Here is a 24,385-nt window from a genome sequence, read left to right on the forward strand (position 1 = left end):
CCTTCCCATCCCGAACAGGACCGTGAAACGCCTTAGCGCCGATGATAGTGTGGCATTCGCCATGTGAAAGTAGGACACCGCCAGACTCCCCATTCGAAGCCCAGCTCAACCGAGCTGGGCTTTGTGCATTCTGGCTGCGGTAACAGCCATGCGCAATGCTGGCAGTCCTGATTCCTGTTACTGCCTTCCTGCCGCTGACCTTTCCTCCGGACAACGGATTCTTTTGCCCTCTGCGTACCGCTGATCAGAAAAAAACTATCGTCTGTCGGAAAATTCTTTGCTGTTTTTATGGTGGTTTACGCTCATGAAGTAGAAATTTCTTGAGAACCACCATGGCCGGGACGCGCTGCCTGCGTGGCTTTACCTTGATCGAGGTGGTGGTGGTGATGGCGGTGTTTGCCATTTTACTGACCATTGCCCTGCCGTCGATGTCGCAGTTTGTGACTGAGAACCGGATCAAGCAAGCTGCCACCGATTTTGACGTGACCTTGCTGAATGCACGCAGCAACGCCATGCGCATGGGTGTACCTGTAGTGGTGTGTGCCTCCACCGGGGCTACCAGCAATAATGTCCCGAGTTGCGACGCATCCAGCTGGAGTTCCGGCTGGGTATCCTTCATTGACTATCAACGTACCGGCAGCCCGACAGCGTCTGGGGTGCTGGTGGTGCATGGTTCGATTCCGTCTTCCTTGTATGTCACCGTGACCCCGAGTGCGACTACAGCCTTCCAGTATCTGCCCGGTGGCCAGTTGCAATTGCAGGCTAGCGGTACTGGCGGATCGGCAGCCACAACCACCACCAAGATTGCCATTTGTGATGTGACAGGCAAGAGTTCGACCATGGCACAACAGGTCAACATTCTGGCCAATGGCCGCCCGCAACGCCTGAATCTGGGGACCTGTCCATGAACCGTCCCATACCAGGAAATATCCGGCATGAGGCCGGGGTGACCATGATCGAGGTGCTGGTGGTACTGGTGATCGTTGCCATTGGCTTGCTGGGTGTTGCCGCCTTGCAGCTGAATAATCTGCGCTATTCCAGCATGAGCAGCGGGCGTCAGCAGGCGGCACTGGTGGCCGAGCAGCTGGCAGACCGTATCCGGGCCAATGCCGGGGCTGATTACTCCACCGCTTCGGGTAGTTATAGCGGTAACTGTTATGCAGCCTCCAGCAATTGTCCGTCCACCACGCCAGCCAACCGTGCGGCCTTCGATCTGGCCGAGATGCAGGCCATTGCCGCCAGCAGCGGCCTGAGCAACCCTGCGCTGGCAGTCAGCAAGGTGTCCAGTGGTGGTGTGACATTCGGTTATCAGGTGACGGTGAGCTGGCAGGAGCGGGCCACCAGCGTGGCTTCGCAGACGGCGACTGCGTCAATGTCGGTATTGGTGAAGCCATGAACAAGCATCCTGTGTCCACATTGCATGGTAGCTTCCGTTTGCAGGCGGGCTTCACCATGCTGGAGTTGATGGTGTCGGTGACCATCAGCTTTTTCATCCTGCTGGCAGTGACCAATATCTTTATCGCCAACCAGCAAACCCTGGCGGCGCAGTCGGGCAATGCGCTGATGACAGATAACGGCCGCATTGGCCTGGCGGTGATTGGCCGTCTGTTGAAGCAGTCCGGTTATTGTGATGAAACGTCGTATAGCAATACCGATGCCAGTGGCAACTGGGTGGTGCCTTGCAACCATATCAATACGTCTGCGGCATCGGGTAGTGCCGGGTCGGATGGCTTCAGCCAGATCAGCCTGAGCGCGTCGGCTGCGGTGAGCATTGCCAGTGGCACCAGCAGTTTTACCCTGAGCAATGGCAATACCACCAGCCTGAGTGCCATGGGCCAGAAGAGCGATACCCTGACCATCAGCTACATCACCGGGCCGCAAGCTTCTTCCAATACCGCCATGCCGGATTGTCTGGGTAATCCGTCACCGGCGGCCAGTAATGTGATTGTGACCAACCGCTTCTACATCAAGGTTCAGGGCGTGGGGACTGGCAGTAGCCCGCAGGTGGTTCGCCCACAGCTGATGTGTGATGTCAGCTGGACCGACATCAACGGCAATGCCCTGTCCAGCGCGTTGACCAGCAGTCTGGTTTCATCGGGCATTGTGGCGGAGAACATCGAGCGCATCGGCGTGCTGCTGGGGGTGGACAGTGCCAGCGATGGTCAGCCCGACTATTACACCCCGCCCAGTTCTTCCATCAGCATGAACAAGGTGTATGCGGTGCGCGTGGTTCTGCTGGCCAGGCAGGACCCGGTTTACAACCAGGCGCGGGCCGAGGCTTTTGGTGGTGCCACCTTCAATATGTTCGGTAGCAATTACGGTGCAACGGTGTCGTCCAGCGACAACTCCTGGGTGGCACCGCTGGCCTCGGGTACGGTGGCGTGCAGTGCCAGCAATCCGTGCTGGGCGCGTCGCCTGTATGACTCCACCTTTGTCTTGCGCAACAGGATGTCGTGATGCGAGCGCTTCCAATCAATCCTGCGCAACGCGGGGCCGCCCTCCTGGTGGTGCTGGTGCTGCTGGTGGCCATGATGCTGATCGGCCTGACCGCGTTTTATTCGTCCAAGCAAGAGGAACGGCTGGCGCGCGCCGGACGTGATGGCCTGTTGGCCCGGGAGGCAGCGGAGGCGGCCTTGCGCTATGCCGAGGGGCAGATTGCCAGTGGCGTCATCAGCGGCAACCTGGGTTTCAACAGCTGTCCCAATAGCGCATCCACCGGGCTTTGTTCCAACTATGCCAGTGGGCCGATGAGTGTCTTGTTGGCGTCCACGGCGATTTCCACCTCGCCCACCACGGTGGCTACCGTGCCCGGCAGTGCCTGGAATGGCGGCAGTCTGGGTAGTTTCAGCTTGCAAGCCCCGCGCTATGCCATCGAGGCCATTCCGGATCAAGCGCCAGGGAGTGATGCGAGCACGGAAAGTTATCTGTACCGGATTACCGCCTGGGGCTTTGGTTTCAACAGCAATATCGTGACGGTGACCGAGTCGGTTTACCGCCCATCGAAGTAAATGGAGTCGGCAATGAAAACCAGATTGTGCCTGTCGGGATTGTTGCTGTGGGCTTGCTGCCTGTCGCTGGTGCATGCTGCTTCGGCAGTCTCCATCGGCTCCTTGCCGCTGGCCGGCATCGGCTCTTCCTATGGCCCGAACGTGATGTTTGCCTTGTCGGTGGAATTTCCGACCGCAGGCTCGGCGTTCAACACCAAGACATCCATCGGCAGTGTGGCAGACCTGGATGTTTCCGGTGTGGGGAATACCCCGTTTCTGGGATATTTTGATTATGCCAAATGCTATAAATATAGCGGCTCAGGATCGACAGGCTATTTCTCACCCTATGCCAGCGCCACGCTGACATCGGTGACGTACAACTCCACTGTTTACAAGATTTATACCTGTGATGGCACGGCTTGGAGCGGCAATTTGCTGAACTGGGCCACCATGACCGCAATTGATATTTTCCGCGCCACCCTGACCGGCGGTAACCGCGCGCTGGGCACCGGCGGCTGGTCCACTTCATCAGGCAACTCCACCGCAGCCACGCTGGTGAGCGATTATTCTGCTGGTGACTCCACCACTGCAACCTATCTGCGCCGCTCTGCCGTGGTGCCTGGTCAGAACCAGAGTTACAACCTGACGGGTAAAACCGTATCCGGTTTGACGGTGGGCGGGACCAATTATCTGGCCAAGATCACACCATACAGTTCGACCTATACCAATCTGTGGTTCAGCAACGGTCCAGGTTACGATGGCTCGTCCACGACTTCTCATCCCTGGAGTGTGTCTGTTTACCGGTCCAGTAATGGTACCCAGCCAGGCACCCCGACTGAGGTGGATAACGCCATCGTCAAAGTCTGCGTCAGCGGCATGGTGGAAACCGGCAGCACTACACCCTACACCTGCAAGCAATATGGCAGTAACTACAAGCCGGAAGGGCTGATCCAGTCCAATGGCAGCAAGATGCGCTTTGGTGCCGCCAGTTATCTGGTGAATACCCAATACACCCAGGATGGCGGAGCCTTGCGTGCCCGCCTGAAATACCCGGGCATTTCCCAGACAGTGACAGGTGGCTCGGGCAGCAGTTACACGCTGGGTGCTGAATGGAATAGCGACGGGACGTTTGTCGTCAATCCCGATACGACCGACGCAGCTTCACACACCATTACGGCCGCGGATACTTCAAATACTTACGGCAGTACCCTGGCGGTATCCAATAGTGGTGTGGTCAATTACCTGAACAAGTTCGGTGACACCATCACTGGCAATGTCGGCTACAAGGGTTATGACCCGGCCGCCCACCTGTACTATGCCGCACTGCGTTACTACCGCAATTATGGCAATTACTCCACTTTTACCAGCTCACTGAGCAGCAATACCGCGTGGCAGGGTGGCTTCCCGGCCATTACCGACTGGGATGACCCCGTTCTGAACTCCTGCCAGAAAAATTTCATTATTTATATTGGTGACAGTAATACCCACAACGATATTGACCTGCCTGGCTCGTCCTGGTCTGGCGCGGTGGCGCCTACGGATGATACCGCGTTCAATATCACGACCTGGACCAAGAATATTGGCGTTGATGAGGGCATGACCGGCACTCAATACCAGACGGTCAATACCGGCTCGACCAACTCGCCTCCCTATATTGCCGGTCTGGCCTGGTGGGCGAATACCAACAACATCCGCACCAAATCCGGCGATACCAAAACAGCCAGTGTCAGCTCCTTCATGATTGACGTGGTTGAAGGCGGGAATTACAAGGGGGTAGGGAATTATCCTTGCTCTTCATATTGGAGTTCCAATGTCTGCAATGCCTTCTTCATGGCGGCTAAATATGGCGGATTCACTGACTCCAATGCCAATGGCTGGCCGGACCTCCCCAAGGAATGGGCGTCGGCGGCCAGCAGCAGCACATCTACCACCGGGCCCTCCTCCATTTCGGTTTTCCCCAGTCCGGCTGCCGGTTATACCGGTACGCCGACCAACTATGCCCCGGCCAATAACCCGACAGCCATGGTGACGGCGCTGACCAATGCGCTCAACTCGGTATCCGGTTCGGCCAATGCATCGCAGGCCGGTTTGGCTGGTTCCTTCACCGGCAGCAAGGTGTATACCGGTAGTTATGTGTTCCAGCCGGCCTTCAACTCCACCGACTGGAGTGGGGATCTGATTGCCAGCACCTTGTCGACGACTACCAGCAGTAACGGAAATGTCAGCGTGACTGCCACGACGGCATGGCAGGCCAAGCAGACACTGGAAACCCAGCTGAACAACAGCGTGTCGTCACGTAATGTGCTGACTTACGACTACACCACCATGACGGGTGCCGCATTCAACACGACCTGGTATTCCGCACTCAGCAGCAAGACCGATGTCCCGACAGGTACCACCAGCTTCCAGTACACCGGGCTGAATACCGGGGGGTACGGTACTTACCGGGTGAATTACCTGCGCGGTGACAAAACCCAGGAGGGCAGCTCTGCTTCACCGCAGTTCCGCACCCGCAACTACCGCATGGGCGATGTGGTGCATTCCACGCCGGTGTTCATTCCCACGCCGACGGCGGATCCGAGTGGCTGCTCCTACGATGCCAATCTGTCCAGTCCGGCAACGGACCGGGCGACCATTTTTGCCCGCCCGGCCGCGGTGGCCGTGGCGGCCAACGATGGCTTCCTGCACATTTTCAATGCCACTTACGGCAGCAGCAGTGTGGGTAATGAACTGGCTGCGTTCCTCCCGGCCAGCATTTACCCTAACCTGCCCAATCTGAGCTCCACCACGTACGCGCACCAGTACTTTAATGACGGCTCCCCACTCTACAAGGACGTGTGCTTCCTGTATGGCAGTAATGGTTCGGCACTTGCCAACCCGGAAGCCCGTTCAGTAGTGGTGGGGACTACTGGTGTTGGTGGTAGCAGTGTCTATGCGCTGGATGTCACCCATGTGGATAGCCTGGGTAGCAGCAATGTGCTGTGGGAGTTCTCGGCCAAGGATGATGCCAAACTGGGCTATACCATTGGCAATCCGATCATCACCAAGCTGGCCAATGGCCGGCCGGCAGTGATCTTCGGTAATGGCTACAACCAGAGCAGCGGCACCACCGCCTCGCTGTTCGTGTTGTATCTGGACAAGCAGCCGGGCACGGCCTGGTCGAAAGGCAGCAACTATTTCCGTATTGACCTGCCTGCGCCCACTTTGCTGAATACTTCGCCCAATGGTTTGTCCGCACCAGGCAACATCATCAGCAATGGCGTGACGAAAACCGTATATGCCGGAGATTTGAACGGCAATTTGTGGAAGTTCGACCTGTCATCCACCACGCCGGGCAACTGGACTGCACCAACTACGCCGCTGTTTACCGCCTGTACCGGCGCATCCACCGGCCAGACCAGTGGCACCCAGTGTACCGCCAGCACGTTACAGCCGATCACCTCGGGGGTTGCCGTAACGCGTGATCCACTGCGTGGCTACATGGTTTATTTCGGCACCGGCCAGTACTTGTCCGGTAATGACCTGATCCAGAACAATACCCAGACCCTGTACGGTATCCGGGATGATGGCACCTTGTCCGGCAAGACCACCATTTCGGCCAATTTGCTGGTGCAGAGCATCGGTTCGCAGGTGACGACCAGTACCAATAACGGTAATACACTCACCTATTACTCGGTGAGCAACGCGACCACGTCGACCATTTCTGCCTGCTCAGGTGCAAGCAATTATCTACCTTACGGTTGTAATGGCTGGTATTTGCCGCTGACGGCTACCGGCTTTACCAATGCCAGGGTGGTGACCACACCCACCTTGTACCAGAACACGCTGGCTAATTTTACCGCCGTCATTCCATCGTCCAGCAGTGTGTGCGGCAGTGGTGGGAGCACGGCACAGCTTGGTCTTAACTACGCGACAGGGGCGGGTACCACTTCGGCCATTTACGACACATCAGGCAATGGCATGATGAATAGTGCCGATTTGGCAGGCAATATCATGGTGATGAACGGGATTGCGCCGGGAGGCCAATTGACGGTTTATCTCAATGGCCAGTACTACAAATGCACGGTGGGCTCCTCTGGCACCATGATATGTGTCGCGATTCCCAACTACAGCACCATGTATGGCCGCCTGTCGTGGCGTGAAATCATTCAATCCTGGTGAGCAAGAACATGACGGACAACAACAGCGGTTTTACCTTGATCGAGATGATGATCACCGTGGCCATCGTCGGCATCCTGGCGGCGGTTGCCCTGCCGTCCTATCGCAACTACATCATTCGTGGCCACCGTAGCGAGGCGGAAACCGTGATGTTGCAAGTGGCGCAGGAGCAGGAGCGTTACTACACCATGAACAACCAGTACAACATCGGTGCCACCCAGGTCAGCCCGCTGGGGGCGACCGGCACTTCCGTCCTGTACAACATCACCGTGGCCAGCGGCACGGCCCCGGCCGGTTTCCAGGTGAATGCGGTACCGGCCAACAGCCAGTCTCCCGAGAGCCAGTGCGGCACGCTGACGCTGGATGCGCTGGGCAACAAAGGGTCTAGCGGTACCTATTCCACCGCCGATTGCTGGAAGTAGGGCCGCCGCCGCATTCCGGCGCATTGTTTCTGTGCCGGCATGCAGCCCGAGGGCGTGACTACCGTATAATGTCGGCCAGTCACGCTCCTTACAGGCCTTGCCATGTCCTACCCCACACCTGCATTCGAAGACAAGATCTGCCCGCCGGAACAGCTGGCACAGCGGCTGGCGACATTGCCGCGTCCCATCGTGTTCACCAATGGCTGTTTCGACATCCTGCATCGCGGCCATGTCACCTACCTGGCACAGGCCCGGGCGCTGGGTGCCAGCCTGGTGCTGGGGCTGAATACCGATGCCTCGGTCAAGCGTCAGGGCAAGGGCGAGGACCGGCCCATCAATAACGAGCAGAACCGTGCCGCCGTACTGGCCGCGCTGGAAAGCATCAGCCTGGTGACCTGGTTTGACAGTGACACCCCGGCCGAGCTGATCGAGCAGGTCAAGCCGGATGTGCTGGTCAAGGGCGGTGACTGGGCGGTGGACAAGATTGTCGGCAGCGCCGAAACCCTGGCCCGTGGCGGTCAGGTGCATTCCATTCCCTTCCTGTTTGCCACCTCCACCACGCAAACCATCAACAAGATCCGCGCAGCCGAGGATCAGGCGTGAGCGAACATGCATTTGCCGTACTGCGCCAGCTTAGCGATGGCCGCTTCCACTCCGGTGCCGATATCGCCCGCGAGCTGGGCTGTTCGCGCACGCTGATCTGGCAGGCGGTGCATGCCATCGAACAGGAATTCGGCCTGACGGTATTCAGCGTGCGTGGCCAGGGCTACAAGCTGGCCGCGCCGTTCGAGTGGCTGGACGTTGCCCGCGTGCGCGAGGCGCTGACCTCACCCGCAGCGGAGACCTTCACGCTGGCAGTAACCGAGCGCACCGACTCCACCAACAGCCAGCTGATGGCGCGTGCGGCCAGCGGCGGCCTGCACGGCCTGGTGCTGGCGGCAGAAATGCAGACCGCAGGCCGTGGCCGACTGGGGCGACGCTGGCAAAACCGGCTGGGCGCAGGGCTGACCTTCTCGCTGCTGTGGCGCTTTGACCGGGGCCTGGCCGAGCTGGCCGGCCTGTCGCTGGCGGTGGGCCTGGCGCTGGCGCGTGCCTTGCACCGGCTGGCGGTGCCGGTACAACTCAAATGGCCCAATGATGTGCTGCTCAATGGCCGCAAGCTGGCGGGCATCCTGATCGAGCTATCGGGCGATGCGCTGGGGCCGGCTGCGGTGGTTATCGGCATCGGCCTGAATATCGACAACCCCGGCGCGGTGGATCAGCCGGTGGCCTCGCTGGCCGAAGCTGGCATCCAGCTGGGACGCAACCAGTTGCTGGCTGCCTTGCTCAGCGAACTGGCCGTGGTGCTGGACACCTTCAATCGGGAAGGTTTTGCTGCCTTCCGCGAGGACTGGATTCGCTGCTCCAGCCACGAAAACGCACCGGTGCGGCTGAGTTTTTCCCATGGCGAACCGGTGGACGGCATTGCCCGAGGCGTAGCGGAAAACGGTGCGCTGCAAGTGGAAATGGCAGATGGCAGCCTGCGCATCTTCCATGCCGGTGAAGTCAGCCTGCGGAGCCGCACATGAAGCTGCTGCTGGATGCAGGCAACAGCCGCCTGAAATGGGGCGTGCATGATGGCGAGTGCTGGCAGGCACAAGGTGCGGTCAGTCATGAGCAGATCGCCCAGCTGGCCACGCAATGGGCTGCCTGGCCGGTAGACAGCGTTTACGCCGCATCAGTGGCCCGTCCGGCGGTGGCCGATGCCATCACCCAGGCCGCTCCCTGTCCGGTGCAGTGGGTGCGCTCTGCCGCCGGTTTTGCCGATGTGCGCAATCACTACCGCAATCCGGCCGAACAGGGCGCTGACCGCTGGCTGGCGGTGCTGGCGGCGCGCAGCCTGTGCGCGGGTGATGTGGTGGTGGCCTGTGCCGGTACGGCGCTGACGGTGGAAGCGCTCACCGCCGAAGGCGATTATCTGGGCGGAATGATTTTGCCCGGTCAGGCGCTGATGCTGCGCAGCCTGGCGCAGGGAACCGCCCAGCTGGACCGCATTGCAGGCCAGGTGACAGCCTTCCCGCAAGGCACCGAAGACGCACTGGCCAGCGGTGTGCTGGCCGCCCAGTGCGGTGCCATCGAGCGCATGTGCCAGCAGCTGGCTGTGCATACCGGGCGCACCGGGCCGCAGCTGCTGCTGACCGGCGGCGATGCCGCCTCCATTGCTGCGCAACTCGCCGTCCCGGCGACGATCGTGGATAATCTCGTGCTGATGGGACTCTTGAGAGTAGCGTGCGAATCATGAAGTGGTTTCTGGTACTGATTGTGGTGCTGAATCTGGCGGTGGCCGGTTATGGCAACTTCAAGCAACGCCCACCGGCGGATGTGCATGCGCAGGAAATCAGCCCGGAGCAGGTCAAGCTGTTACCGGCCGACTGGCAGCCGGCCTCCGCCCCGGCCGGTGAGGCCAGTGCGCCGCTGAAGGTGTTGGCATCCATGCCGCAAACCGAAGCGCTGAAGCCGGAAGACCTCAGCAAGGCTGCGTCGCAGCCGGTGGCCGCCAAACCGGTCAAGGCTGAGGCATCGGCAGCCACCGCCAAGGCTGAAGCAAAGAACCCGCCGCCAGCCAAACCGGTGGAAAAGCCCGCCGGGAAAACGGCTGAAAAACCCAAGACCGAAGCCATCAAGGCCGAGCCGAGCAAGGCGCTGGCCTGCTACGACTGGGGCACGCTGGATGCCAGGCTGCTGACCCGTGTGAAGGGCGGTTTGCCCGCCCTCAAGCTCAAGCCCGAGCAACTGCTGGAAAGCAGCAAGGGCGAGGTCAAGGCCAATGGCAAGTTCTGGGTTTACCATCCGCCGCTGGCGACGCAAGCCGAAACCCAGACGCTGTCTGCCGAATTGAAAGACAAGGGTTTTGACAACTACATCGTGCACAGCGCCGAGTTCAAGGGCAGCGTGTCGCTTGGCCTGTTCGGCCAGGAGTCTGCTGCCAAGGCCATGCAGGCAAGGGTGAAAGCCGCGGGCTTTGACAAGGTGGCCATCGAGCAGAAGGGGCAGAAATCTGCCGCGACGGTGCTCAGCTTCAAGGCGCTGGACCCGCAGCAGGCCGAGCGTCTGCATGCGCTGCAAAAGCGTCTGACCCCGGGGATTACCTTGCAGCCTTGCCATTAATCGCGGCGGACAAGACGGTGTGGTGTTGCTGACGTAAGCGGAGCTGACGAAGCAGGGCGCAACGCCAAGGCATTGCGCTGCCGTAAGCGCGCTGGCAATCAGGCTTGTCAGCAGGGGCTTGCAGGATGGATGATGAACGGCAATGGCGGGTGTTCCGCCTTGCCGTTTTTTCATGGTTCGCTATGTCCCGACGTTCAAGCAATATCACCCGCCTGCTGGACCGTGGCGCTTTCAACGACCGCGTCCTGCGTCAGTTGGGCGGCTCGATGGCCTTTATTGCCGGCGCGCTCAATGCCGGTGGTTTCCTGGCGGTACAGCGTTATACCTCGCATGTCTCCGGGGTGGTGTCCGGCATGGCCGACGACCTGGCTCTGGGTGAAGTCCGCCTGTCGCTGTCCATGTTGATCATGCTGCTGTGTTTCATCGGCGGAGCCATGCACTCCACCTGGCTGATCCTGTGGGCCAGACGCCAGCGCCTGCGCGGCGGCTACGGGGTGTCCATGATGGAGGAGGCCGGTTTCCTGCTGCTGTTTGGCGTGCTGGGTGCCGGGCTGGCCAGCCACAAGGGCTTGTTCACGCCTCCCACCGTGATGCTGCTGTGTTTCATCATGGGCATGCACAACACCATTGTCACCAAGCTGTCCGGCGGCCTGCTGCGCTCCACCCACATGACCGGCATTGCCACCGATATCGGTATCGAACTGACCAAGATGAGTTACTACAACCATCTGCACAGCCCCAAGATCAAAGACATCAAATCCAACCGCAGCCGGCTGTGGGTATACAGCATGATTCTGACGGCCTTTTTCCTGGGCGGCGTGGTGGGTGCGCTGGGTTTCAAGCATCTGGGCTATGCCTTTACCCTGCCGCTGGCCTTGCTGCTGTTTGCACTGGGCTTGCGCCCGGTATGGTACGACATGCGGTTGCGCTGGCGCTGGTGGCAGCATCACCACGATTTGCGCCAGCCCTGAGTCCTCAGCCAGCCTGCGCTGCGCAGTGGCTGGCCGTGTCTGCCTGGCGGTTGCCGGGGTGAGCGGCCAGCAGGGCGGCGGCGCTATGGTCCGGCCCGTCCAGCCGGGCCAGCAAGGCATCACGCGCGCACAGGCTTTGTGCACCCAGCAGGCGGCTGGCATAGGCGTCGGCCTCGGCCTCAAAGTCGGCCGGATATTTCATGTCTGCCAGCAGGATGGGGGCCACGGCCAGCAGGGTGGAGCGGTCGCCACCAAACAGATTGACTGCCAGCGATACGCCACCGGAGCGGATCAGGCCGCGCAAGCCATGACGTGCCTCGATATGGCCCACCGCATGGGCCAGCATGGCCTGCATTTCCAGCGGGTTCCTGGTATTGCGCACCAGTTGGTCGGTGACAATGATTTGCCCGCCGGGCAAGGGGATGATGTCCGGACCCAGCTCGCGCGCATCCACCAGTTGCAAGTGATAACGATAGGGGCTGTTGCCCGGCACCAGCTGCTGCAACTGCTGCTGAAGTGATTGCTGGCGGCTGTCCGGCAAGCGGGAAGGGCGCAACGTGCTGGTTTTCTCCAGCAGGCTCAGGGTGGCGCTGGCCATCGCCTGTTCCACCGCTGGCGGGGTGCGGCGTGCCGCTTCGCTGGCAAGCCAGGGCAGGCCGTTGCGGTAGCCAAACCAGCATGCCAGCAGCAGCAACAGCAAGCCAGCCAGCCGCAGTTGCGGCCAGCAGAGCCGCAGGCCCTCCAGCAGGCGCGCGGCCAGTGGCAGGCGGCCGGTCAGTTGCTGGCATTGGTAGGCGCTGGCCACTTCGATGATGCCACCATCCGGCAATTGCAGCCGGTCTGGCCGACCGGCTCGTCCGGGGTGAAAACTGACCTCCCGTGCCGGATAGCGATGCGTGTGCACCCCGTCGGTGAACACCAGATGATGGACATTGCGTTGCAGCATCACGGCTTTGCCGATCTGGCTGCGACCATCCAGATAATTGCCTGGCAGACTCATGGCAGATGAATCCTGTTGCGCGCAACCCGCGAACGGGTGGCAGGCTGGTAATGGGCTGTGTGTTGTTCTCTTTCCTAATCTGTAGCGCAAGCCGACTGCTTTGGCAACGATGCGCTCACGCTGGGCAGGCCTTGTCCCCTGCTATGGGCAGCTTGCGGTCTCTGCCAGCTTGCATGCTGCCTGCAGGCTATCGTTTTCTGTGCTGTACTGGCAGCATTGTGCCGTTGTGGCACGGTTTGCTTGAAGAGGGGGGTAAGGATGGTGCGCAAGCAGGGTGGGTTACTGTTGCTGGTACTGGCACACAGCGTGCTGGCGGCTCCGCAGTTATTGCAGGGCAAGGTGGGACAGGCTGCGGTGGTGATGGAGCTGGACATTGCCAAGGACGGTCAGGTGGAAGGGCGCTATTTTTATCGCAAGCATCACCGCGATATCGCCCTGACCGGCAAGCAGCAGGCCGATGGCAGCCTGCAATTGGGCGAAAACCTGCCGTACGACGAACAGCGTAATGACCTGACCCTGCGTCCGCAAAACGGCGGCTGGGTGGGTGAATGGCATGGCCCCAAGTCCAGCAAGCCAGTGCCGGTCAGCCTGAGTGCCTATGCCCAGGCGCAGTGGCCTGCCAGTAGCGATAGCGCGCTCAATCCGGTGCGCCAGCGTTCCGGCTACGACTACGCCCGCATGGTGGACTTACCGCTCAAGGCAGGCAAGCGTGAGCGGGTGCAGGGTCATACCCTGCAATGGTGGGATGAGCCGGTCAGCAAGATTCGCCTGTTCCGCGTGGTGGATGGCTATCCGGAAGCCAGCCTGCAGCGCATCAACCAGCAGCTGGCCGAGCGGCAGTGGCAGGAAGTGGCCAGTTATTTCGACTGCCAGCTGGGCGGTACCCGTAGCGCAGGGGCCGATTTCGAACAGACCGTTACCCCGCACCTGCTGGGTAGCAAGCTGCTGAGTGTCAGTATTTTCACCAGCTATTACTGTGGTGGGGCCCACCCGGATTTTGCCGATAATCCGCTGACGCTGGAGGTGGCCAGTGGCAAGCCCTTGCAACTGGAAGACCTGCTATGGGCGGGCAAGGGCAAGCCGCAGCTGGCACGCAAGGCCAGTGGCGAGCGGGCTGACTATCAGTACGAGGAAAAGGTACTGGCTCCCTGGCTGGTCAACACCATGACGCGCCTGTATCCGGCACAAACCAAGCCGGGCACGGAAGATGAATGTGATTACCGCGACCCGCAGGTGTGGCAGTTTGTCAGTTGGTATGCCACGCCGCAGGGGCTGGTGCTGGGGCCGTCTTTTGCCCGTGTGGCGCGTGCTTGCGAATATCCGGGGTGGAGCGAGCTGCCATGGCGTGTGGTCAGGCAGCATCCAGGTGCGCGGCCCGACCTGCTGCCCTGATCAGGCAGCCTGACCGGTCTTGGGATGGACGTGGCGGCCATGCCGCCAGCGGCCCTCTGCTGCGCCGCGCTGCCACTCCATATAGCGTTCACCATGCTGCAAGGGCGCAAAGCCCAGCTGGCGGTAAAAGCCGCTTGCATCACGCGAAACCAGCAAAAAGCGGCGTAACTGCTGCAATTGCGGGTGATCCTGTGCAGCGCGGATCATCGCCTGTCCCACGCCCTGACCGCGCCAGTCGGGCAGCACGAAGACATCGGACAGATAGGCAAAACTGGCGTAATCGGTAATCACCCGGGCAAAGCCGATCTGCCGCTGCTGGTGATAGGCGGCAATGACCAACGAATGCTGGATGGCGCGCTCCAGCAGCGCAGCATCCATGCCGCTGGCCCAGTGTGCCTGGGTGGTGAGGAACTGCAGAATCATGGCGCGGTCCAGCCGTGCCGGGTCGTGCGAAATGTCCAGTTGCATGCGCGCTCCTCCCTCAAGGTGGATGCGGGCAAGTATCCGGCGCTGACATCACCAGACCGTGACGGCAGGATGACAGGACTTTTACTACGCTCCCAGCAGATGTACCGGCAATAGCAACACGCCCAGCAGCAGGATTTCACACACCTCGATGCCCGCGCCCAGGCAGTCGCCGGTCATGCCGCCCAGCTTGCGTTTGAGCCAGCCGCGCCACAGCAGCGCGGCCAGCGGTGCCAATAGCAGTGCCGGGGCCAGCCATAGCGACAGACCCAGCAAGGCCAGCAGGCCGATGGCCTGTGCCCGCCATTGCGGCTGCCAGGCAAAGCGTTCACCGCTGCCGGGTGCCAGTGCAGGCAGGGTAGCCGACCAGAACAGGGCAAACAGCCGTGCCCAGGCCGGTAACAGCAGCAGGCCGGGCAGCTGCTGAGGCTGACTGGCCAGCAACATCAGCAGCACCAGTTTGCTGACGATGGCGCAAATCAGCGCAATCACGCCAAAGCTGCCTACGTGCGGGTCTTTCAATACCTCGAAAAAGCGCTCGCGCGAGCGATGAGCTGCGCCCATGGCATCGCTCAGGTCGGCCAGTCCGTCCAGATGCAGGCCGCCGGTAATGCCTATCCACAGCAACAGGCCTGCCAGTGCCCCCAGCCAGGGGTCGTGCAGGCTGCCCAGCCACACACCCAGCCACAGCAGGCTGCCCAGCAACAGGCCGACCGGCGCAAACCAGCAAGCGCTGGCCGCCAGCCATTCCGGGTGGAAGGTGCGCAGCTGCGGTGTGGGCAGGCGGGTAAGAAACTGGATGGCCAGAATCAGGCTTTGCCACCAGCGTGCAGCGGGGACTGCAGTGGGCTGGCTCATGCTTCGCCGGGGCTTTCCAGATGCATCAGATAGGCCGGGTGGCCTTCCAGAATGGACAGCTGGGCAAAACCGCCGCGCTGCACGGTCATCAGCTTGGCCACATCGAATTCGGTGCCCAGCAGCTCGGCCAGCAGGGCGGTAATCACCCCACCATGGCACACCAGTACCCGGTGGCTGCCACGCGCGGTCTGAATCCATTCGCTGAATCCACTCAACACCCGGGTGCGGAAGACTTCATAGCTTTCCCCGCCGGGCGGAATCAGCTCGCCTGCGGCCACGCGGCTGCCCCAGTCCGGATGCTGACCGGACAGCACCGCGCGCGACATGCCATCCCAGTCGCCAAAGTCGAATTCGGCAAAGCGTTCGTCCACCTTCAGCGGCAGCGAGCCATGCAAGGCCTGATGCACGGCAAACTCGCGGCAGCGTTGCAGCGGCGAGGTGGCCATGCTGGTGACCGGTGCCAGCTGGTTCAGCCGTTGCCAGCTGCGGCTCATCTGCTCGCAGCCCAACTCATTCAGTGGCAGGTCGGTGCGGCCTATCAGGCGGCCGTCGTGGTCGATTTCGCCGTGGCGCAGCAAGGTGAGCGTATAGGGGTTCATGCCTCAGTCTTTCTCGGTGACACCGGCCTGGGCAAACGTGGCCATTTCGGCGTGCAGCTTGATGGCCAGTTGTAGCAAGGGCACGCAGGTGGCAGCACCGGAGCCTTCACCCAGCCGCATGCCCAGTGCCACCAGCGGGCTCAGTTGCAGGGCTTCCAGTGCCAGCTTGTGGCCGGTTTCTTCCGAGCAATGGCTGGCCAGCAGCCAGTCGGCCACTGCCGGGTCGATGGCGCGGGCGGCCAGGGCGGCGGCGCTGGCAATGAAACCATCCACCAGCGAGGGTACGCCCAGTGCCGCGCCTTCCAGATAAAAACCGGCCATGGCGGCAATTTCCAGCCCGCCCAGTTCGGCCAGCACGGCGTTGCCATTCAGTTGCTGGCCGTGCAGGCGGTCCAGCGCCTGTTGCACCACGCGGCGCTTGTTGACGAGGCCGGCGTCGTCGATGCCGGTGCCACGGCCGACAATGCTGTCCACGCTGTAGCCCGCCAGTTGGCAGATCAGCGCGGCAGACGGCGTGGTATTGCCAATGCCCATGTCGCCGGCAATCAGCAGATTGGCCCCGTGTTCCACGGCGCGACGTGCCGCAGCGCGGCCCACTTCCAGCGCGGCCGTGCACTGTTCTGCCGTCATGGCGGCTTCCACTGCCAGGTTGGCGGTACCGGCAGCCACTTTGGCTTGCACGATGGGCAGTTCCGGCAGTTGACCCAGTACGCCGACGTCCACCACTTCCAGCCGTGCGGCAATGGCACGGGCCAGCACGCAGATGGCAGCGCCACCGGCAGCAAAATTCTTCACCATTTCGCCGGTCACGATGGACGGATAGGCTGATACGCCTTCCGCTGTCACGCCGTGGTCACCGGCAAACACGGTGATGGCCGGCTGCAGGGGGGCCGGAATGGTTTTGCCCTGCCAGGCGGCAAAGCGACAGGCCACCGTTTCCAGTACACCCAGGCTGCCAGCCGGTTTGGTCAGCGAATTCTGGCGTTGCAGGGCGGCTTCATGAAAAGCGTGGGCAGGAAGGGCAATGGCCTGGGACATGGTGCGGTTTCTCAAGGTTGGCATGGACTAGAGCGCGACTCTAAGACATGGGGGGCAGCACGGCAAGCTGAATGCCGCCATGGCATTGGCATTGCTTGTTGCATATCAAGACTGTTCGTGCCAGATTGCCGCGGTTTCGCTGCAATCTGCCGTATAATCGCTGCCGGACAGGTGTCCGGATTGCAAGATCCGGATGAAACGGGAAGCCGGTACAAGCCGGCGCTGCCCCCGCAACGGTAAGGTCTGGCTGGCGGATGCCGGCCCAGTTGTCGCCATTGCCACTGTTGCCCATCGGCAACGGGAAGGCGCGACAGCGCAAGACCAAGCCCGGAGACCGGCCTGTCCGGTATCGTCTGCCCACGGCAGGCGGTCGCTGTATATCGCGGGGAGGCGATCTGGCAAACAGCAGGCGGGCACACTAGCCCGTTCCGGTGTCATCCATTCTCAATGGCGCAAGCCATCCTCTTCGCACTTCTTGTGGCTGTGGCAGCGTGCCCGGCCGAATCCTCGTTCCAGGAGTGTGTTTCATGTTCAAACCCCAACAACTCGCCATGCTGCTGTCCATGTGCTGGACCAGTCTGGCCTTGGCCGACAATCTGCCGCAATTCCAGGGTGAGGAAGTGGTGGTGACGGCCAGCCGCGTACCCGAAACAGTGGCCAATCTGCCTGCCAATGTCAGCGTTGTCACTGCTGAACAGATTGCCAACAGTGCCGCGACAACGGTGCAGGACGTATTGTCCCAACTGGCTGGCGTGCATGTATTCAACAACAGTGGTTCGTCCAGCGCCGCTGCCGTGGATATGCGAGGCTTCGGCATGACCGGAATCAGCAATACCCTGATTCTGGTAGATGGTGTGCGTCAGAATACCAATGATCTGTCTGCACCCAATCTGAGCGGTGTGGCCCTGGCGAATATCGAGCGCATCGAAGTGGTACGTGGTATTGGCAGCGTGGCCTATGGTAGCGGTGCCACTGGTGGCGTGATCAATATCATCACCAAGTCCGGTGTGGCCAATGGCACCAGCGGCAGCATCAGTGTGACTGGTGGCAGTTATGATCTGCGCCAGCTGGACGCGGACCTGCATGTCGGTGCCAACGGCCTGGCGCTGGATGGCTATGTGCATTCGATGAAAACCGACAATTACCGTCAGAACAATCAGGAACGCAATGATACCGGTGGCCTGACGCTGACTTTCAAGCACGATGGCGGTGACATCAAGTTGTTTGCCAATACCAGCTCGCAAGGCTTGCGCTTGCCCGGCTCGCTGAATGCCGACCCTGCCAGTGGCAAGAATCCGTTGGCAAGCAGTCCTACCGCTACGTCTACCCCCAATAACTATATGGACGCCAGCAGTTCCACCACCGGTGCATCGTTCAGCCAGGATGTAGGCCCCGGAACACTGTATGGTGATATTTCCCACCGCAGCAAAAATACCTTTAGCGACTATGTTTCCACTAGCAGTACCGACCAGCGCTGGCTGAGTGAAAACAATGCCAGCCTGCGTTACAAGCTGCCTTTTGGGCAGAACAATGTGACGCTGGGAACGGACTGGCTTAACAGCACGGCAAATGTGCAAGGTTATTCCAGCTACAGCACCACTCAGCGTCATCAGGGCTTGTTTGTCGATAGCATGTTCAAGCCCTGGACCGGTGGCACCCTGACCCTGGGCGCGCGCCAGCAAGAGGTAAACGATACCATCCAGCAGTCGGGTAGCAGCGTTCCGGCACTGGATACCAGCCTGCATTCCTGGTTGCTGGGGCTGAAGCAGGATCTGTCCCCCAGCTGGTCGGTTTATGGACACTGGGGTCAGAGCTTCCGCCTTGCCAATGCAGATGAAGCTACCTTCACCGGCGGTACCGTCTTGCTGCCACAGCAATCCCATGATGCCGAAGTCGGGGTGGAATGGAAAATTGCGCAGGCCAGTGCCAAGGCAGCGCTGTTCCGCAGCGACCTGACCAATGAAATTGCCTACAATCCGTTTGCAGACAACGGCAATGGTGCCAATGCCAACCTGGCACCCACCCGCCATCAGGGGCTGGAGCTGGAAGGGCGTTGGCGTTTGAGCCCGCAATGGGAATTGAATGGCAATCTCAGCTGGACTGAAGCTACTTTCCGGCAAGGCAGCGGCCTGGCCGGCAACACCATTCCCATGGTGCCCAAGTGGCTGGCCAATCTTGGTCTGAGCTGGCAGGTAAACAGTGCCAGCAAGCTTGGCGTGGTTGTTCAGTATGTCGGAAAGCAGCGCCTGGATAACGACCAGTCCAATACTTTTCCGTACGAACTGGCCTCCTACACTGTGGTCAACGCCAAGCTGAGCCATGACTTCACCAGGAACATCTCGGCTTCGCTGGCCATCAACAACCTGCTGGGCAAGCGCTATGCCAGCTACGCCGGTACTGCGACCTACACTTCGTCTACCGCGTCTTACCTGTATCCGGCAGATGGACGCAACATGCAGGCCAGCCTGCGCTATGCTTTCTGATTGAACTGGCGGCAAGCACAACATCCATGGCCGAATCCGGTGTGCAGCATGCCGCCGGATTCGGCTTTATTGTTTGATTTGATGGACAACACAGCATGACTCACCTGATCACCGGCGGTGCGCGTTCCGGCAAAAGCCGCCATGCCGAACACCTGGCCATCCAGCATGGCGGCCCGGTCTGCTATATCGCCACCGCCGAAGTGCGTGACGAAGAGTTTGCCGAACGGGTGCGCCAGCATCGCCTGCAACGGCCAGCGCATTGGCACGTGCAGGAAGCCGGGCGTGATCTGGCCGGGCTGATTCTGGGCCACGACCAGGAAGACGGCCTGTTGCTGGTGGACTGTCTGGGCATGTGGCTGATACGCTTTTTCGGCCCGGACGATAGCTTCGACGAGGTGGAATTCGCCCGGCAGCGGCAGTGGCTGCTGGAAGCCATCGACGCGGTACAGGGCCAATTACTGCTGGTCACCAATGAAATCGGCTGGGGCGTGATGCCGATGAGCCGCATGGCACGCCTGTATGGCGACCTGCTGGGGCGACTGAACCAGGATGTTGCGGCCCGCTGTCAGCATGTCACCCTGGTGGCCTGCGGGCTGCCTTTGTCACTCAAGGGCGGCTGATGCTGCTGCGCGCATTTGCCCTGTGGCTGCTGTTGTGCGTCGGCCCGGCCCGGGCGGCAGTCAGTGCGACGGACGCCAGTGGCAAACTGCTGACCCTGCCGCAGGCGGCGCAGCGTATTGTTTCCCTATCGCCGCATGCCACCGAAATGCTGTACGCCATCGGTTCCGGCCCACGGCTGGTGGCCACGGTGGACTACAGCAATTACCCGCCGCAAGCGCGCAACTTGCCGCGCGTGGGCGGCTATAGCGGCATCAGCCTGGAAGCGGTACTGCGCCAGCGGCCGGACCTGGTGGTGGCCTGGCAGGACGGCGGCAACCTGCGCGAGCTGGAGCGCTTGCGCCAGCTGGGCGTGGCCGTGTTCATCAGCCATCCCTTGCAACTGGATGATGTGGCCGCAGAAATGCAAAGCCTGGGCCGCCTCACCGGGAACCCGGCCACGGCTGTCGCAGCGGCCACCGCCTACCGCCAGCAACTTTCTGCGCTGCGTCAGCGCTATGCCCGCCGTACACCGGTCAGCGTGTTTTACCAGATCAGTGCCACCCCCATTTTTACTGTCAGCCAGCGCAGCTTCATGGGCGCCATGATGCAACTGTGTGGCGGGCGCAATGTGTTTGGCAGCCTGGGGCAAGCCGCACCGCAAGTAAGCATGGAGGCGGTTGTGGCGGCCCGGCCACAGGTGATGCTGGCTGCACGCGCCGACATCCTGCGCATGTGGGATCGCTGGTCCGCCCTGCCGGCCGTGGCGGCAGACACCCGTTACCTGCTGGATGAAGACCTGCTGACCATTCCGGGGCCGCGTTTGCCGCAAGGTGCAGCGGCACTGTGTGCCACGCTGGACACAGCACGGCACAGACTGGGTTTGACGCTGGACTAGCTGGCCGTTATCCTCGCCGCCATGGACAAGGAACTGGAATATCTCGAATCCCGCGTGCAGGCCCTGGTTGCCCGCATCAAGGAACTGGAAACCCAGAACGGCCGTTTTGCCCAGGCGCTGGCTGAAGCGCTGAAGGAAAACGCCGAGCTGAATTTCCGCGTGAACGAAACACGCAGCCGCGTGGCCGCGCTGGTAGAACGTCTGCCCAAGGCAGAGGAACCGGAGCAGGCTGAAGGAGAGGCAGAATGAGCGATATCGTGCAGGTCGACATTGAACTCCTGGGCCGTCATTTCACCATCGGCTCGCCGGTGGATGAGCGTGAAACCCTGCTGGAGGCGGTACGTCTGCTGCAAGGCAAGATTGATCTGATCCAGCAGCACGGCAAGGTGATGGATGCCGACAAGATCGCCATCATGGCTGCTTTGAACATTGCCCATGATTTGTTGCGTACCAAAGTGGGAGAGGGCTTGGAAATGGCTTCATTCCAGCGTAAAATACGCAACATGAGCGAAGCAGCTGATACAGCGCTTCGCGAAAGCCAGCAAGCCCTGTTCTGATTTCTTACTCTCAGGCAGGAACTGGCAGACACCCAGATCAGCTTATCCCCTGCGGTGTTCGTGAAGGCTAACAATTCCTTTGTACCAATGCGTTCGCTTTTGGCCGCCAGCGTGAGTCACGGGTGTGTCGCGTCCCTCGAGGATGCGCCCGAAGTGACTGGCAGGTAGCCCTCCCTGGAAACAGGGTACAAGCGAATTATGCCCAAACGACACTCGCGGGGGTCTCCCTTCCACGACCCGGCGCATCTTGCTCCGGGTCGTTTTCATTTGTCCCTTGATTGTCAGGCTTGCGCCATGCCCACTCCCGACACTGCCGTTAACGACAAGATTGCCCTGCGCAAGGCCGTGCGTCGCCAGCGCATGGCACTGACGCCCGCCTACCGTGCACATGCCATGCGTGCGGTGGCACGTCATGCCAGCCGCTTATTGCGGCGCGGGCGGCGTATTGGCGGCTATCTGGCGGCCGGTTCCGAGCTGGATGTGGAAATCCTGCTCAGTAGCGCTTTACAGCGTGGTGCCAGCGTATGGTTGCCGCAAATTCCGGCCCGAGGCCGCCGCATGTGGTTCTCGCGCCTGACGGGTGACGGGCGGTGGTATCGCCATGCATGCTACGGCATCGTGGAGTTTGACGGCCCCTGTGTGCGGGCGGAAAAGCTGGATGTGCTGCTGGTGCCATTGCTGGCGGTGGACGAGGACGGTTATCGCATGGGGCAGGGCGGCGGTTTTTACGATAGCAGTCTGGCTTTCCGGCAGCGGCCGCGTCGCTACGGCAAGCCCTTGCTGGTGGGCGTGGCTTACGATTGCCAGCGGGTAAAGCAGGTGCCGCGTGAAGCCTGGGATGTGCAGCTGGATTATCTGCTGACCGAATCAGGCCTGCACCGCTTTGTCCGTCGCCAGCGCGCCAAAGCCTCCTGACGGAGGCTTTGCGGGGGCGGGGATATCGGGTAGTAAACGGTTTAGTGATCCCAGTGATGGCCGTGGCCTTCGCCGGGTACCACCACCATCGGCACGATGACTTCCGGACCACGGTAACCACCGCGTGGCGGAACAACGACGCAGGCGCTCAATGCACTGGCCAGCAATACGCCAATCAACAGGCTTTTCATGATTCTCTCCGGTGAACAAGGGCCAGACGGCCGCAGTTGTTTGTCTGCTTTCAAGCTTAATCGAACACAGCTGCTGCAAGATGGCGTAAATTGTTAAGACCACCTTCCATTGATTAACAGACATTTCCCATGCGTTATTGGCTGATGAAGTCCGAACCGGACGAAACGTCGATTGATGACCTGATGGCCGAGCCACAGCGGGCATTCGAGTGGACTGGCGTGCGCAATTACCAGGCGCGCAATTTCATGCGTGATGACATGCAAGCAGGCGACCGGGTGCTGTTCTGGCATTCCAGCTGTGCCGAGCCAGGCATTGCCGGTCTGGCCGAGGTGGTGGGCAGCGCCCATGCCGACTCCAGCCAGTTTGACCCGGCCAGTCCGTATTTCGACGCCAAATCCACGCCCGAGGCCCCGCGCTGGCAGTGTGTTGACGTGCGCTTCCTGAGCAAGACCCCGCTGCTGACACCTGCCCTGCTGCGGCAGCACCCGCCGCTGGAGCAGATGCAGGTGCTCAAAAAAGGCAACCGTCTGTCGATTACCCCGGTCAGCCAGACCGAGTGGGAATACATCACCACCCAGCTTTGCTGAGGCAGTCTGTCTGGAGCGCAATGCTTTATCCGCCGATTGAACCATTCAGCCAGGGCATGCTGCCGCTGGATGGCCTGCATCAGATGTACTGGGAACAATGTGGTGCGCCGGATGGCCAGCCCGTCCTCTACTTGCATGGCGGGCCGGGCGATGGCTGTGCTCCGGCCAGTCGCCAGTTGTTTGACCCCTCCCATTACCGAGCCATCCTGTTTGATCAGCGCGGCAGTGGCCGTTCGGTGCCGCGTGGTGAATGGCGCGACAACACCACGGCGCATCTGATTGCCGATATCGAACGCTTGCGCGAGCATCTGGGCATCAAGCGCTGGCTGCTGTTTGGCGGCTCCTGGGGCAGTACGCTGGCACTGGCCTATGCCCAGGCTCATCCGCAGCGGGTGACCGGCCTGGTCCTGCGCGGCATTTTCCTGGGGCGGCAAAGTGAAATCGACTGGTTCATGCACGGCATGGGGCAGTTTCACCCGGAAGCCTGGCAGGAATTTGTCGCACCGATTCCGCTGGCCGAGCGCGGGCAGTTGCTGCAAGCCTATTACCGCGGCCTGTGCGCCCCCGACCCGCAAGTCCACCTGCCCTTGGCGCGCAGCTGGGGCCGTTACGAGGCCAGTTGCGTGGCCTTGCGTCCCCATCCCGACACCATGCTGCGTGCCGGCAGCGAGTATCTGGCGTTACCGCTGGCGCGGCTGGAAGCCCATTACTTCATCCACCGCATCTTTCTGCCCGAAGGGCAGTTATTGCAACAGCTTCCGCGCATCCGTCACTTGCCGGCCATCATTGTGCAAGGCCGGCATGATGTGATCTGCCCGCCGGCCACGGCGCACGAACTGGCCTGCCACTGGCCGGAGGCCGAATTCCAGCTGGTGGAAGCTGCCGGTCACTCCTTGTGGGAAGAAGGCATTTTGCAGCGGCTGTTGCAGGCGCTGGAGCGCTGCAAGCAGCTGCCGCGCTGAACTGCCGGCTGCGGGCTGCCGGTAAAAAAATGCAAACGCCTTTGTGATGGCCCGCTGCCTGGTGCAGCCTGTGTGGCGACTGGCCGGCACCGGGTTTGCCAGGGCTGGCGGCAACGGGGCAAGCGTTTGTTTTTGTGCAGCTCTTATCGACATGCCT

The 24,385-nt window shown here is 61.0% G+C and carries 26 protein-coding genes, 1 other RNA gene and 1 riboswitch; of the genes, 21 read left to right on the forward strand and 6 right to left on the reverse strand.

All coding sequences use genetic code 11. The features are described from left to right. Window positions 1-332: 332 nt before the first annotated feature. The 11 genes from JHD62_RS14695 (at window position 333) to JHD62_RS14745 (ending at window position 11,685) form a co-directional block, all read left to right on the forward strand. On the forward strand, window positions 333-908 hold the full coding sequence (locus JHD62_RS14695) for a GspH/FimT family pseudopilin (RefSeq protein ID WP_199103562.1): 576 nt from the start codon (window positions 333-335) through the stop codon (window positions 906-908). Continuing rightward, the gene (gene pilV, locus JHD62_RS14700; protein ID WP_199103564.1) at window positions 905-1,396 is read left to right on the forward strand and encodes a type IV pilus modification protein PilV; all 492 of its coding nucleotides are present in this window, start codon (window positions 905-907) and stop codon (window positions 1,394-1,396) included. The genes JHD62_RS14695 and pilV overlap by 4 nt, the downstream gene beginning before the upstream one ends. Then, on the forward strand, window positions 1,393-2,457 hold the full coding sequence (locus JHD62_RS14705) for a PilW family protein (protein WP_199103566.1): 1,065 nt from the start codon (window positions 1,393-1,395) through the stop codon (window positions 2,455-2,457). Before pilV ends, JHD62_RS14705 begins: the two co-directional genes overlap by 4 nt. After that, on the forward strand, window positions 2,457-3,008 hold the full coding sequence (locus JHD62_RS14710) for a PilX N-terminal domain-containing pilus assembly protein (RefSeq protein WP_062791476.1): 552 nt from the start codon (window positions 2,457-2,459) through the stop codon (window positions 3,006-3,008). The genes JHD62_RS14705 and JHD62_RS14710 overlap by 1 nt, the downstream gene beginning before the upstream one ends. Window positions 3,009-3,020: 12 nt before the next feature. Continuing rightward, complete coding sequence (locus JHD62_RS14715; RefSeq protein WP_199103568.1) at window positions 3,021-7,148, forward strand: pilus assembly protein; 4,128 nt, start codon at window positions 3,021-3,023, stop codon at window positions 7,146-7,148. Between the two features lie 8 nt (window positions 7,149-7,156). Continuing rightward, window positions 7,157-7,567, forward strand: a complete 411-nt coding sequence (locus tag JHD62_RS14720; RefSeq protein ID WP_199103570.1) for a type IV pilin protein — start codon at window positions 7,157-7,159, stop codon at window positions 7,565-7,567. Between the two features lie 102 nt (window positions 7,568-7,669). After that, window positions 7,670-8,170: a D-glycero-beta-D-manno-heptose 1-phosphate adenylyltransferase gene (gene rfaE2, locus JHD62_RS14725; RefSeq protein ID WP_199103572.1), complete on the forward strand. Its 501-nt coding sequence runs from the start codon at window positions 7,670-7,672 to the stop codon at window positions 8,168-8,170. After that, window positions 8,167-9,135: a biotin--[acetyl-CoA-carboxylase] ligase gene (locus JHD62_RS14730; RefSeq protein WP_199103574.1), complete on the forward strand. Its 969-nt coding sequence runs from the start codon at window positions 8,167-8,169 to the stop codon at window positions 9,133-9,135. Before rfaE2 ends, JHD62_RS14730 begins: the two co-directional genes overlap by 4 nt. Further along, window positions 9,132-9,848, forward strand: coding sequence for a type III pantothenate kinase (locus tag JHD62_RS14735; RefSeq protein WP_199103576.1), 717 nt, complete (start codon window positions 9,132-9,134; stop codon window positions 9,846-9,848). Before JHD62_RS14730 ends, JHD62_RS14735 begins: the two co-directional genes overlap by 4 nt. Then, a complete protein-coding gene (locus JHD62_RS14740) occupies window positions 9,845-10,714 on the forward strand; it encodes an SPOR domain-containing protein (protein WP_199103596.1) in 870 nt (289 codons plus the stop codon). The genes JHD62_RS14735 and JHD62_RS14740 overlap by 4 nt, the downstream gene beginning before the upstream one ends. 182 nt (window positions 10,715-10,896) lie before the next feature. Further along, window positions 10,897-11,685, forward strand: coding sequence for a YoaK family protein (locus JHD62_RS14745; protein WP_082086342.1), 789 nt, complete (start codon window positions 10,897-10,899; stop codon window positions 11,683-11,685). Window positions 11,686-11,689: 4 nt separating this feature from the next. Here the strand turns inward: JHD62_RS14745 and JHD62_RS14750 are convergent, their stop codons facing one another. Beyond that, window positions 11,690-12,685, reverse strand: coding sequence for a M48 family metallopeptidase (locus tag JHD62_RS14750; protein WP_199103578.1), 996 nt, complete (start codon window positions 12,683-12,685; stop codon window positions 11,690-11,692). Between the two features lie 240 nt (window positions 12,686-12,925). Here JHD62_RS14750 and JHD62_RS14755 point away from each other — a divergent pair, with 240 nt between their 5' ends. Further along, window positions 12,926-14,077 (forward strand): hypothetical protein, encoded by a 1,152-nt coding sequence (locus tag JHD62_RS14755; protein ID WP_233160970.1) that lies wholly within the window; start codon window positions 12,926-12,928, stop codon window positions 14,075-14,077. Here the strand turns inward: JHD62_RS14755 and JHD62_RS14760 are convergent, their stop codons facing one another. From JHD62_RS14760 to cobT, 4 genes are all read right to left on the reverse strand, one after another. After that, on the reverse strand, window positions 14,078-14,545 hold the full coding sequence (locus tag JHD62_RS14760; RefSeq protein WP_199103580.1) for a GNAT family N-acetyltransferase: 468 nt from the start codon (window positions 14,543-14,545) through the stop codon (window positions 14,078-14,080). Between the two features lie 84 nt (window positions 14,546-14,629). Beyond that, window positions 14,630-15,400 carry an adenosylcobinamide-GDP ribazoletransferase gene (cobS, locus tag JHD62_RS14765; RefSeq protein ID WP_199103582.1) on the reverse strand — a complete coding sequence of 257 codons (771 nt, stop codon included), beginning with the start codon at window positions 15,398-15,400 and terminating at the stop codon, window positions 14,630-14,632. Next, window positions 15,397-15,999 carry a histidine phosphatase family protein gene (locus JHD62_RS14770; protein ID WP_131357094.1) on the reverse strand — a complete coding sequence of 201 codons (603 nt, stop codon included), beginning with the start codon at window positions 15,997-15,999 and terminating at the stop codon, window positions 15,397-15,399. The genes cobS and JHD62_RS14770 overlap by 4 nt, the downstream gene beginning before the upstream one ends. Window positions 16,000-16,002: 3 nt before the next feature. Next, window positions 16,003-17,037, reverse strand: coding sequence for a nicotinate-nucleotide--dimethylbenzimidazole phosphoribosyltransferase (gene cobT, locus JHD62_RS14775; protein WP_199103584.1), 1,035 nt, complete (start codon window positions 17,035-17,037; stop codon window positions 16,003-16,005). Window positions 17,038-17,189: 152 nt separating this feature from the next. Further along, a riboswitch (cobalamin riboswitch) is annotated at window positions 17,190-17,395 on the forward strand. Window positions 17,396-17,564: 169 nt separating this feature from the next. Between cobT and JHD62_RS14780 the strand changes: the two genes are divergently transcribed. The 7 genes from JHD62_RS14780 to JHD62_RS14810 all read left to right on the forward strand — a co-directional run bounded on the left by JHD62_RS14780 (window position 17,565) and on the right by JHD62_RS14810 (window position 22,487). After that, entirely contained in the window at window positions 17,565-19,520 is a 1,956-nt protein-coding gene (locus JHD62_RS14780) for a TonB-dependent receptor (RefSeq protein WP_199103586.1), read from the forward strand. Between the two features lie 95 nt (window positions 19,521-19,615). After that, window positions 19,616-20,140 carry a bifunctional adenosylcobinamide kinase/adenosylcobinamide-phosphate guanylyltransferase gene (gene cobU, locus JHD62_RS14785; RefSeq protein WP_199103588.1) on the forward strand — a complete coding sequence of 175 codons (525 nt, stop codon included), beginning with the start codon at window positions 19,616-19,618 and terminating at the stop codon, window positions 20,138-20,140. Further along, window positions 20,140-21,015 (forward strand): cobalamin-binding protein, encoded by an 876-nt coding sequence (locus JHD62_RS14790; protein ID WP_233160971.1) that lies wholly within the window; start codon window positions 20,140-20,142, stop codon window positions 21,013-21,015. The genes cobU and JHD62_RS14790 overlap by 1 nt, the downstream gene beginning before the upstream one ends. A gap of 21 nt (window positions 21,016-21,036) precedes the next feature. After that, window positions 21,037-21,264: a hypothetical protein gene (locus tag JHD62_RS14795; protein ID WP_045845837.1), complete on the forward strand. Its 228-nt coding sequence runs from the start codon at window positions 21,037-21,039 to the stop codon at window positions 21,262-21,264. Further along, window positions 21,261-21,572: a cell division protein ZapA gene (locus tag JHD62_RS14800; protein ID WP_045845836.1), complete on the forward strand. Its 312-nt coding sequence runs from the start codon at window positions 21,261-21,263 to the stop codon at window positions 21,570-21,572. The genes JHD62_RS14795 and JHD62_RS14800 overlap by 4 nt, the downstream gene beginning before the upstream one ends. 43 nt (window positions 21,573-21,615) lie before the next feature. Then, a non-coding RNA gene (gene ssrS / locus JHD62_RS14805) (6S RNA) lies at window positions 21,616-21,798 on the forward strand. A gap of 68 nt (window positions 21,799-21,866) precedes the next feature. Further along, a complete protein-coding gene (locus tag JHD62_RS14810; RefSeq protein WP_199103590.1) occupies window positions 21,867-22,487 on the forward strand; it encodes a 5-formyltetrahydrofolate cyclo-ligase in 621 nt (206 codons plus the stop codon). A gap of 41 nt (window positions 22,488-22,528) precedes the next feature. Here JHD62_RS14810 and JHD62_RS14815 read toward each other — a convergent pair whose 3' ends face one another. Next, a complete protein-coding gene (locus JHD62_RS14815) occupies window positions 22,529-22,678 on the reverse strand; it encodes a hypothetical protein (protein ID WP_197077125.1) in 150 nt (49 codons plus the stop codon). A 129-nt stretch (window positions 22,679-22,807) separates the two neighbouring features. On the opposite strand from JHD62_RS14815, the gene JHD62_RS14820 reads away from it, so the two are divergent. After that, window positions 22,808-23,266 carry an EVE domain-containing protein gene (locus JHD62_RS14820; RefSeq protein ID WP_131357106.1) on the forward strand — a complete coding sequence of 153 codons (459 nt, stop codon included), beginning with the start codon at window positions 22,808-22,810 and terminating at the stop codon, window positions 23,264-23,266. 20 nt (window positions 23,267-23,286) lie between these two features. Next, window positions 23,287-24,228 carry a prolyl aminopeptidase gene (gene pip / locus JHD62_RS14825; RefSeq protein ID WP_199103591.1) on the forward strand — a complete coding sequence of 314 codons (942 nt, stop codon included), beginning with the start codon at window positions 23,287-23,289 and terminating at the stop codon, window positions 24,226-24,228. Window positions 24,229-24,385 lie beyond the last annotated feature (157 nt).

It is taken from the genome of Aquitalea sp. ASV11 (assembly GCF_016429185.1).
Lineage (GTDB): Bacteria > Pseudomonadota > Gammaproteobacteria > Burkholderiales > Chromobacteriaceae > Aquitalea > Aquitalea pelogenes.

Bases quoted from the DNA above. Each gene is read 5' to 3' on its own strand.
- JHD62_RS14695 (WP_199103562.1), top strand. From the start codon at position 333: ATGGCCGGGACGCGCTGCCTGCGTGGCTTTACCTTGATCGAGGTGGTG.
- pilV (WP_199103564.1), top strand. From the start codon at position 905: ATGAACCGTCCCATACCAGGAAATATCCGGCATGAGGCCGGGGTGACC.
- JHD62_RS14705 (WP_199103566.1), top strand. From the start codon at position 1,393: ATGAACAAGCATCCTGTGTCCACATTGCATGGTAGCTTCCGTTTGCAG.
- JHD62_RS14710 (WP_062791476.1), top strand. From the start codon at position 2,457: ATGCGAGCGCTTCCAATCAATCCTGCGCAACGCGGGGCCGCCCTCCTG.
- JHD62_RS14715 (WP_199103568.1), top strand. From the start codon at position 3,021: ATGAAAACCAGATTGTGCCTGTCGGGATTGTTGCTGTGGGCTTGCTGC.
- JHD62_RS14720 (WP_199103570.1), top strand. From the start codon at position 7,157: ATGACGGACAACAACAGCGGTTTTACCTTGATCGAGATGATGATCACC.
- rfaE2 (WP_199103572.1), top strand. From the start codon at position 7,670: ATGTCCTACCCCACACCTGCATTCGAAGACAAGATCTGCCCGCCGGAA.
- JHD62_RS14735 (WP_199103576.1), top strand. From the start codon at position 9,132: ATGAAGCTGCTGCTGGATGCAGGCAACAGCCGCCTGAAATGGGGCGTG.
- JHD62_RS14740 (WP_199103596.1), top strand. From the start codon at position 9,845: ATGAAGTGGTTTCTGGTACTGATTGTGGTGCTGAATCTGGCGGTGGCC.
- JHD62_RS14745 (WP_082086342.1), top strand. From the start codon at position 10,897: ATGTCCCGACGTTCAAGCAATATCACCCGCCTGCTGGACCGTGGCGCT.
- JHD62_RS14750 (WP_199103578.1), bottom strand. From the start codon at position 12,685: ATGAGTCTGCCAGGCAATTATCTGGATGGTCGCAGCCAGATCGGCAAA.
- JHD62_RS14760 (WP_199103580.1), bottom strand. From the start codon at position 14,545: ATGCAACTGGACATTTCGCACGACCCGGCACGGCTGGACCGCGCCATG.
- cobS (WP_199103582.1), bottom strand. From the start codon at position 15,400: ATGAGCCAGCCCACTGCAGTCCCCGCTGCACGCTGGTGGCAAAGCCTG.
- JHD62_RS14770 (WP_131357094.1), bottom strand. From the start codon at position 15,999: ATGAACCCCTATACGCTCACCTTGCTGCGCCACGGCGAAATCGACCAC.
- cobT (WP_199103584.1), bottom strand. From the start codon at position 17,037: ATGTCCCAGGCCATTGCCCTTCCTGCCCACGCTTTTCATGAAGCCGCC.
- JHD62_RS14780 (WP_199103586.1), top strand. From the start codon at position 17,565: ATGTTCAAACCCCAACAACTCGCCATGCTGCTGTCCATGTGCTGGACC.
- cobU (WP_199103588.1), top strand. From the start codon at position 19,616: ATGACTCACCTGATCACCGGCGGTGCGCGTTCCGGCAAAAGCCGCCAT.
- JHD62_RS14790 (WP_233160971.1), top strand. From the start codon at position 20,140: ATGCTGCTGCGCGCATTTGCCCTGTGGCTGCTGTTGTGCGTCGGCCCG.
- JHD62_RS14795 (WP_045845837.1), top strand. From the start codon at position 21,037: ATGGACAAGGAACTGGAATATCTCGAATCCCGCGTGCAGGCCCTGGTT.
- JHD62_RS14800 (WP_045845836.1), top strand. From the start codon at position 21,261: ATGAGCGATATCGTGCAGGTCGACATTGAACTCCTGGGCCGTCATTTC.
- JHD62_RS14810 (WP_199103590.1), top strand. From the start codon at position 21,867: ATGCCCACTCCCGACACTGCCGTTAACGACAAGATTGCCCTGCGCAAG.
- JHD62_RS14815 (WP_197077125.1), bottom strand. From the start codon at position 22,678: ATGAAAAGCCTGTTGATTGGCGTATTGCTGGCCAGTGCATTGAGCGCC.
- JHD62_RS14820 (WP_131357106.1), top strand. From the start codon at position 22,808: ATGCGTTATTGGCTGATGAAGTCCGAACCGGACGAAACGTCGATTGAT.
- pip (WP_199103591.1), top strand. From the start codon at position 23,287: ATGCTTTATCCGCCGATTGAACCATTCAGCCAGGGCATGCTGCCGCTG.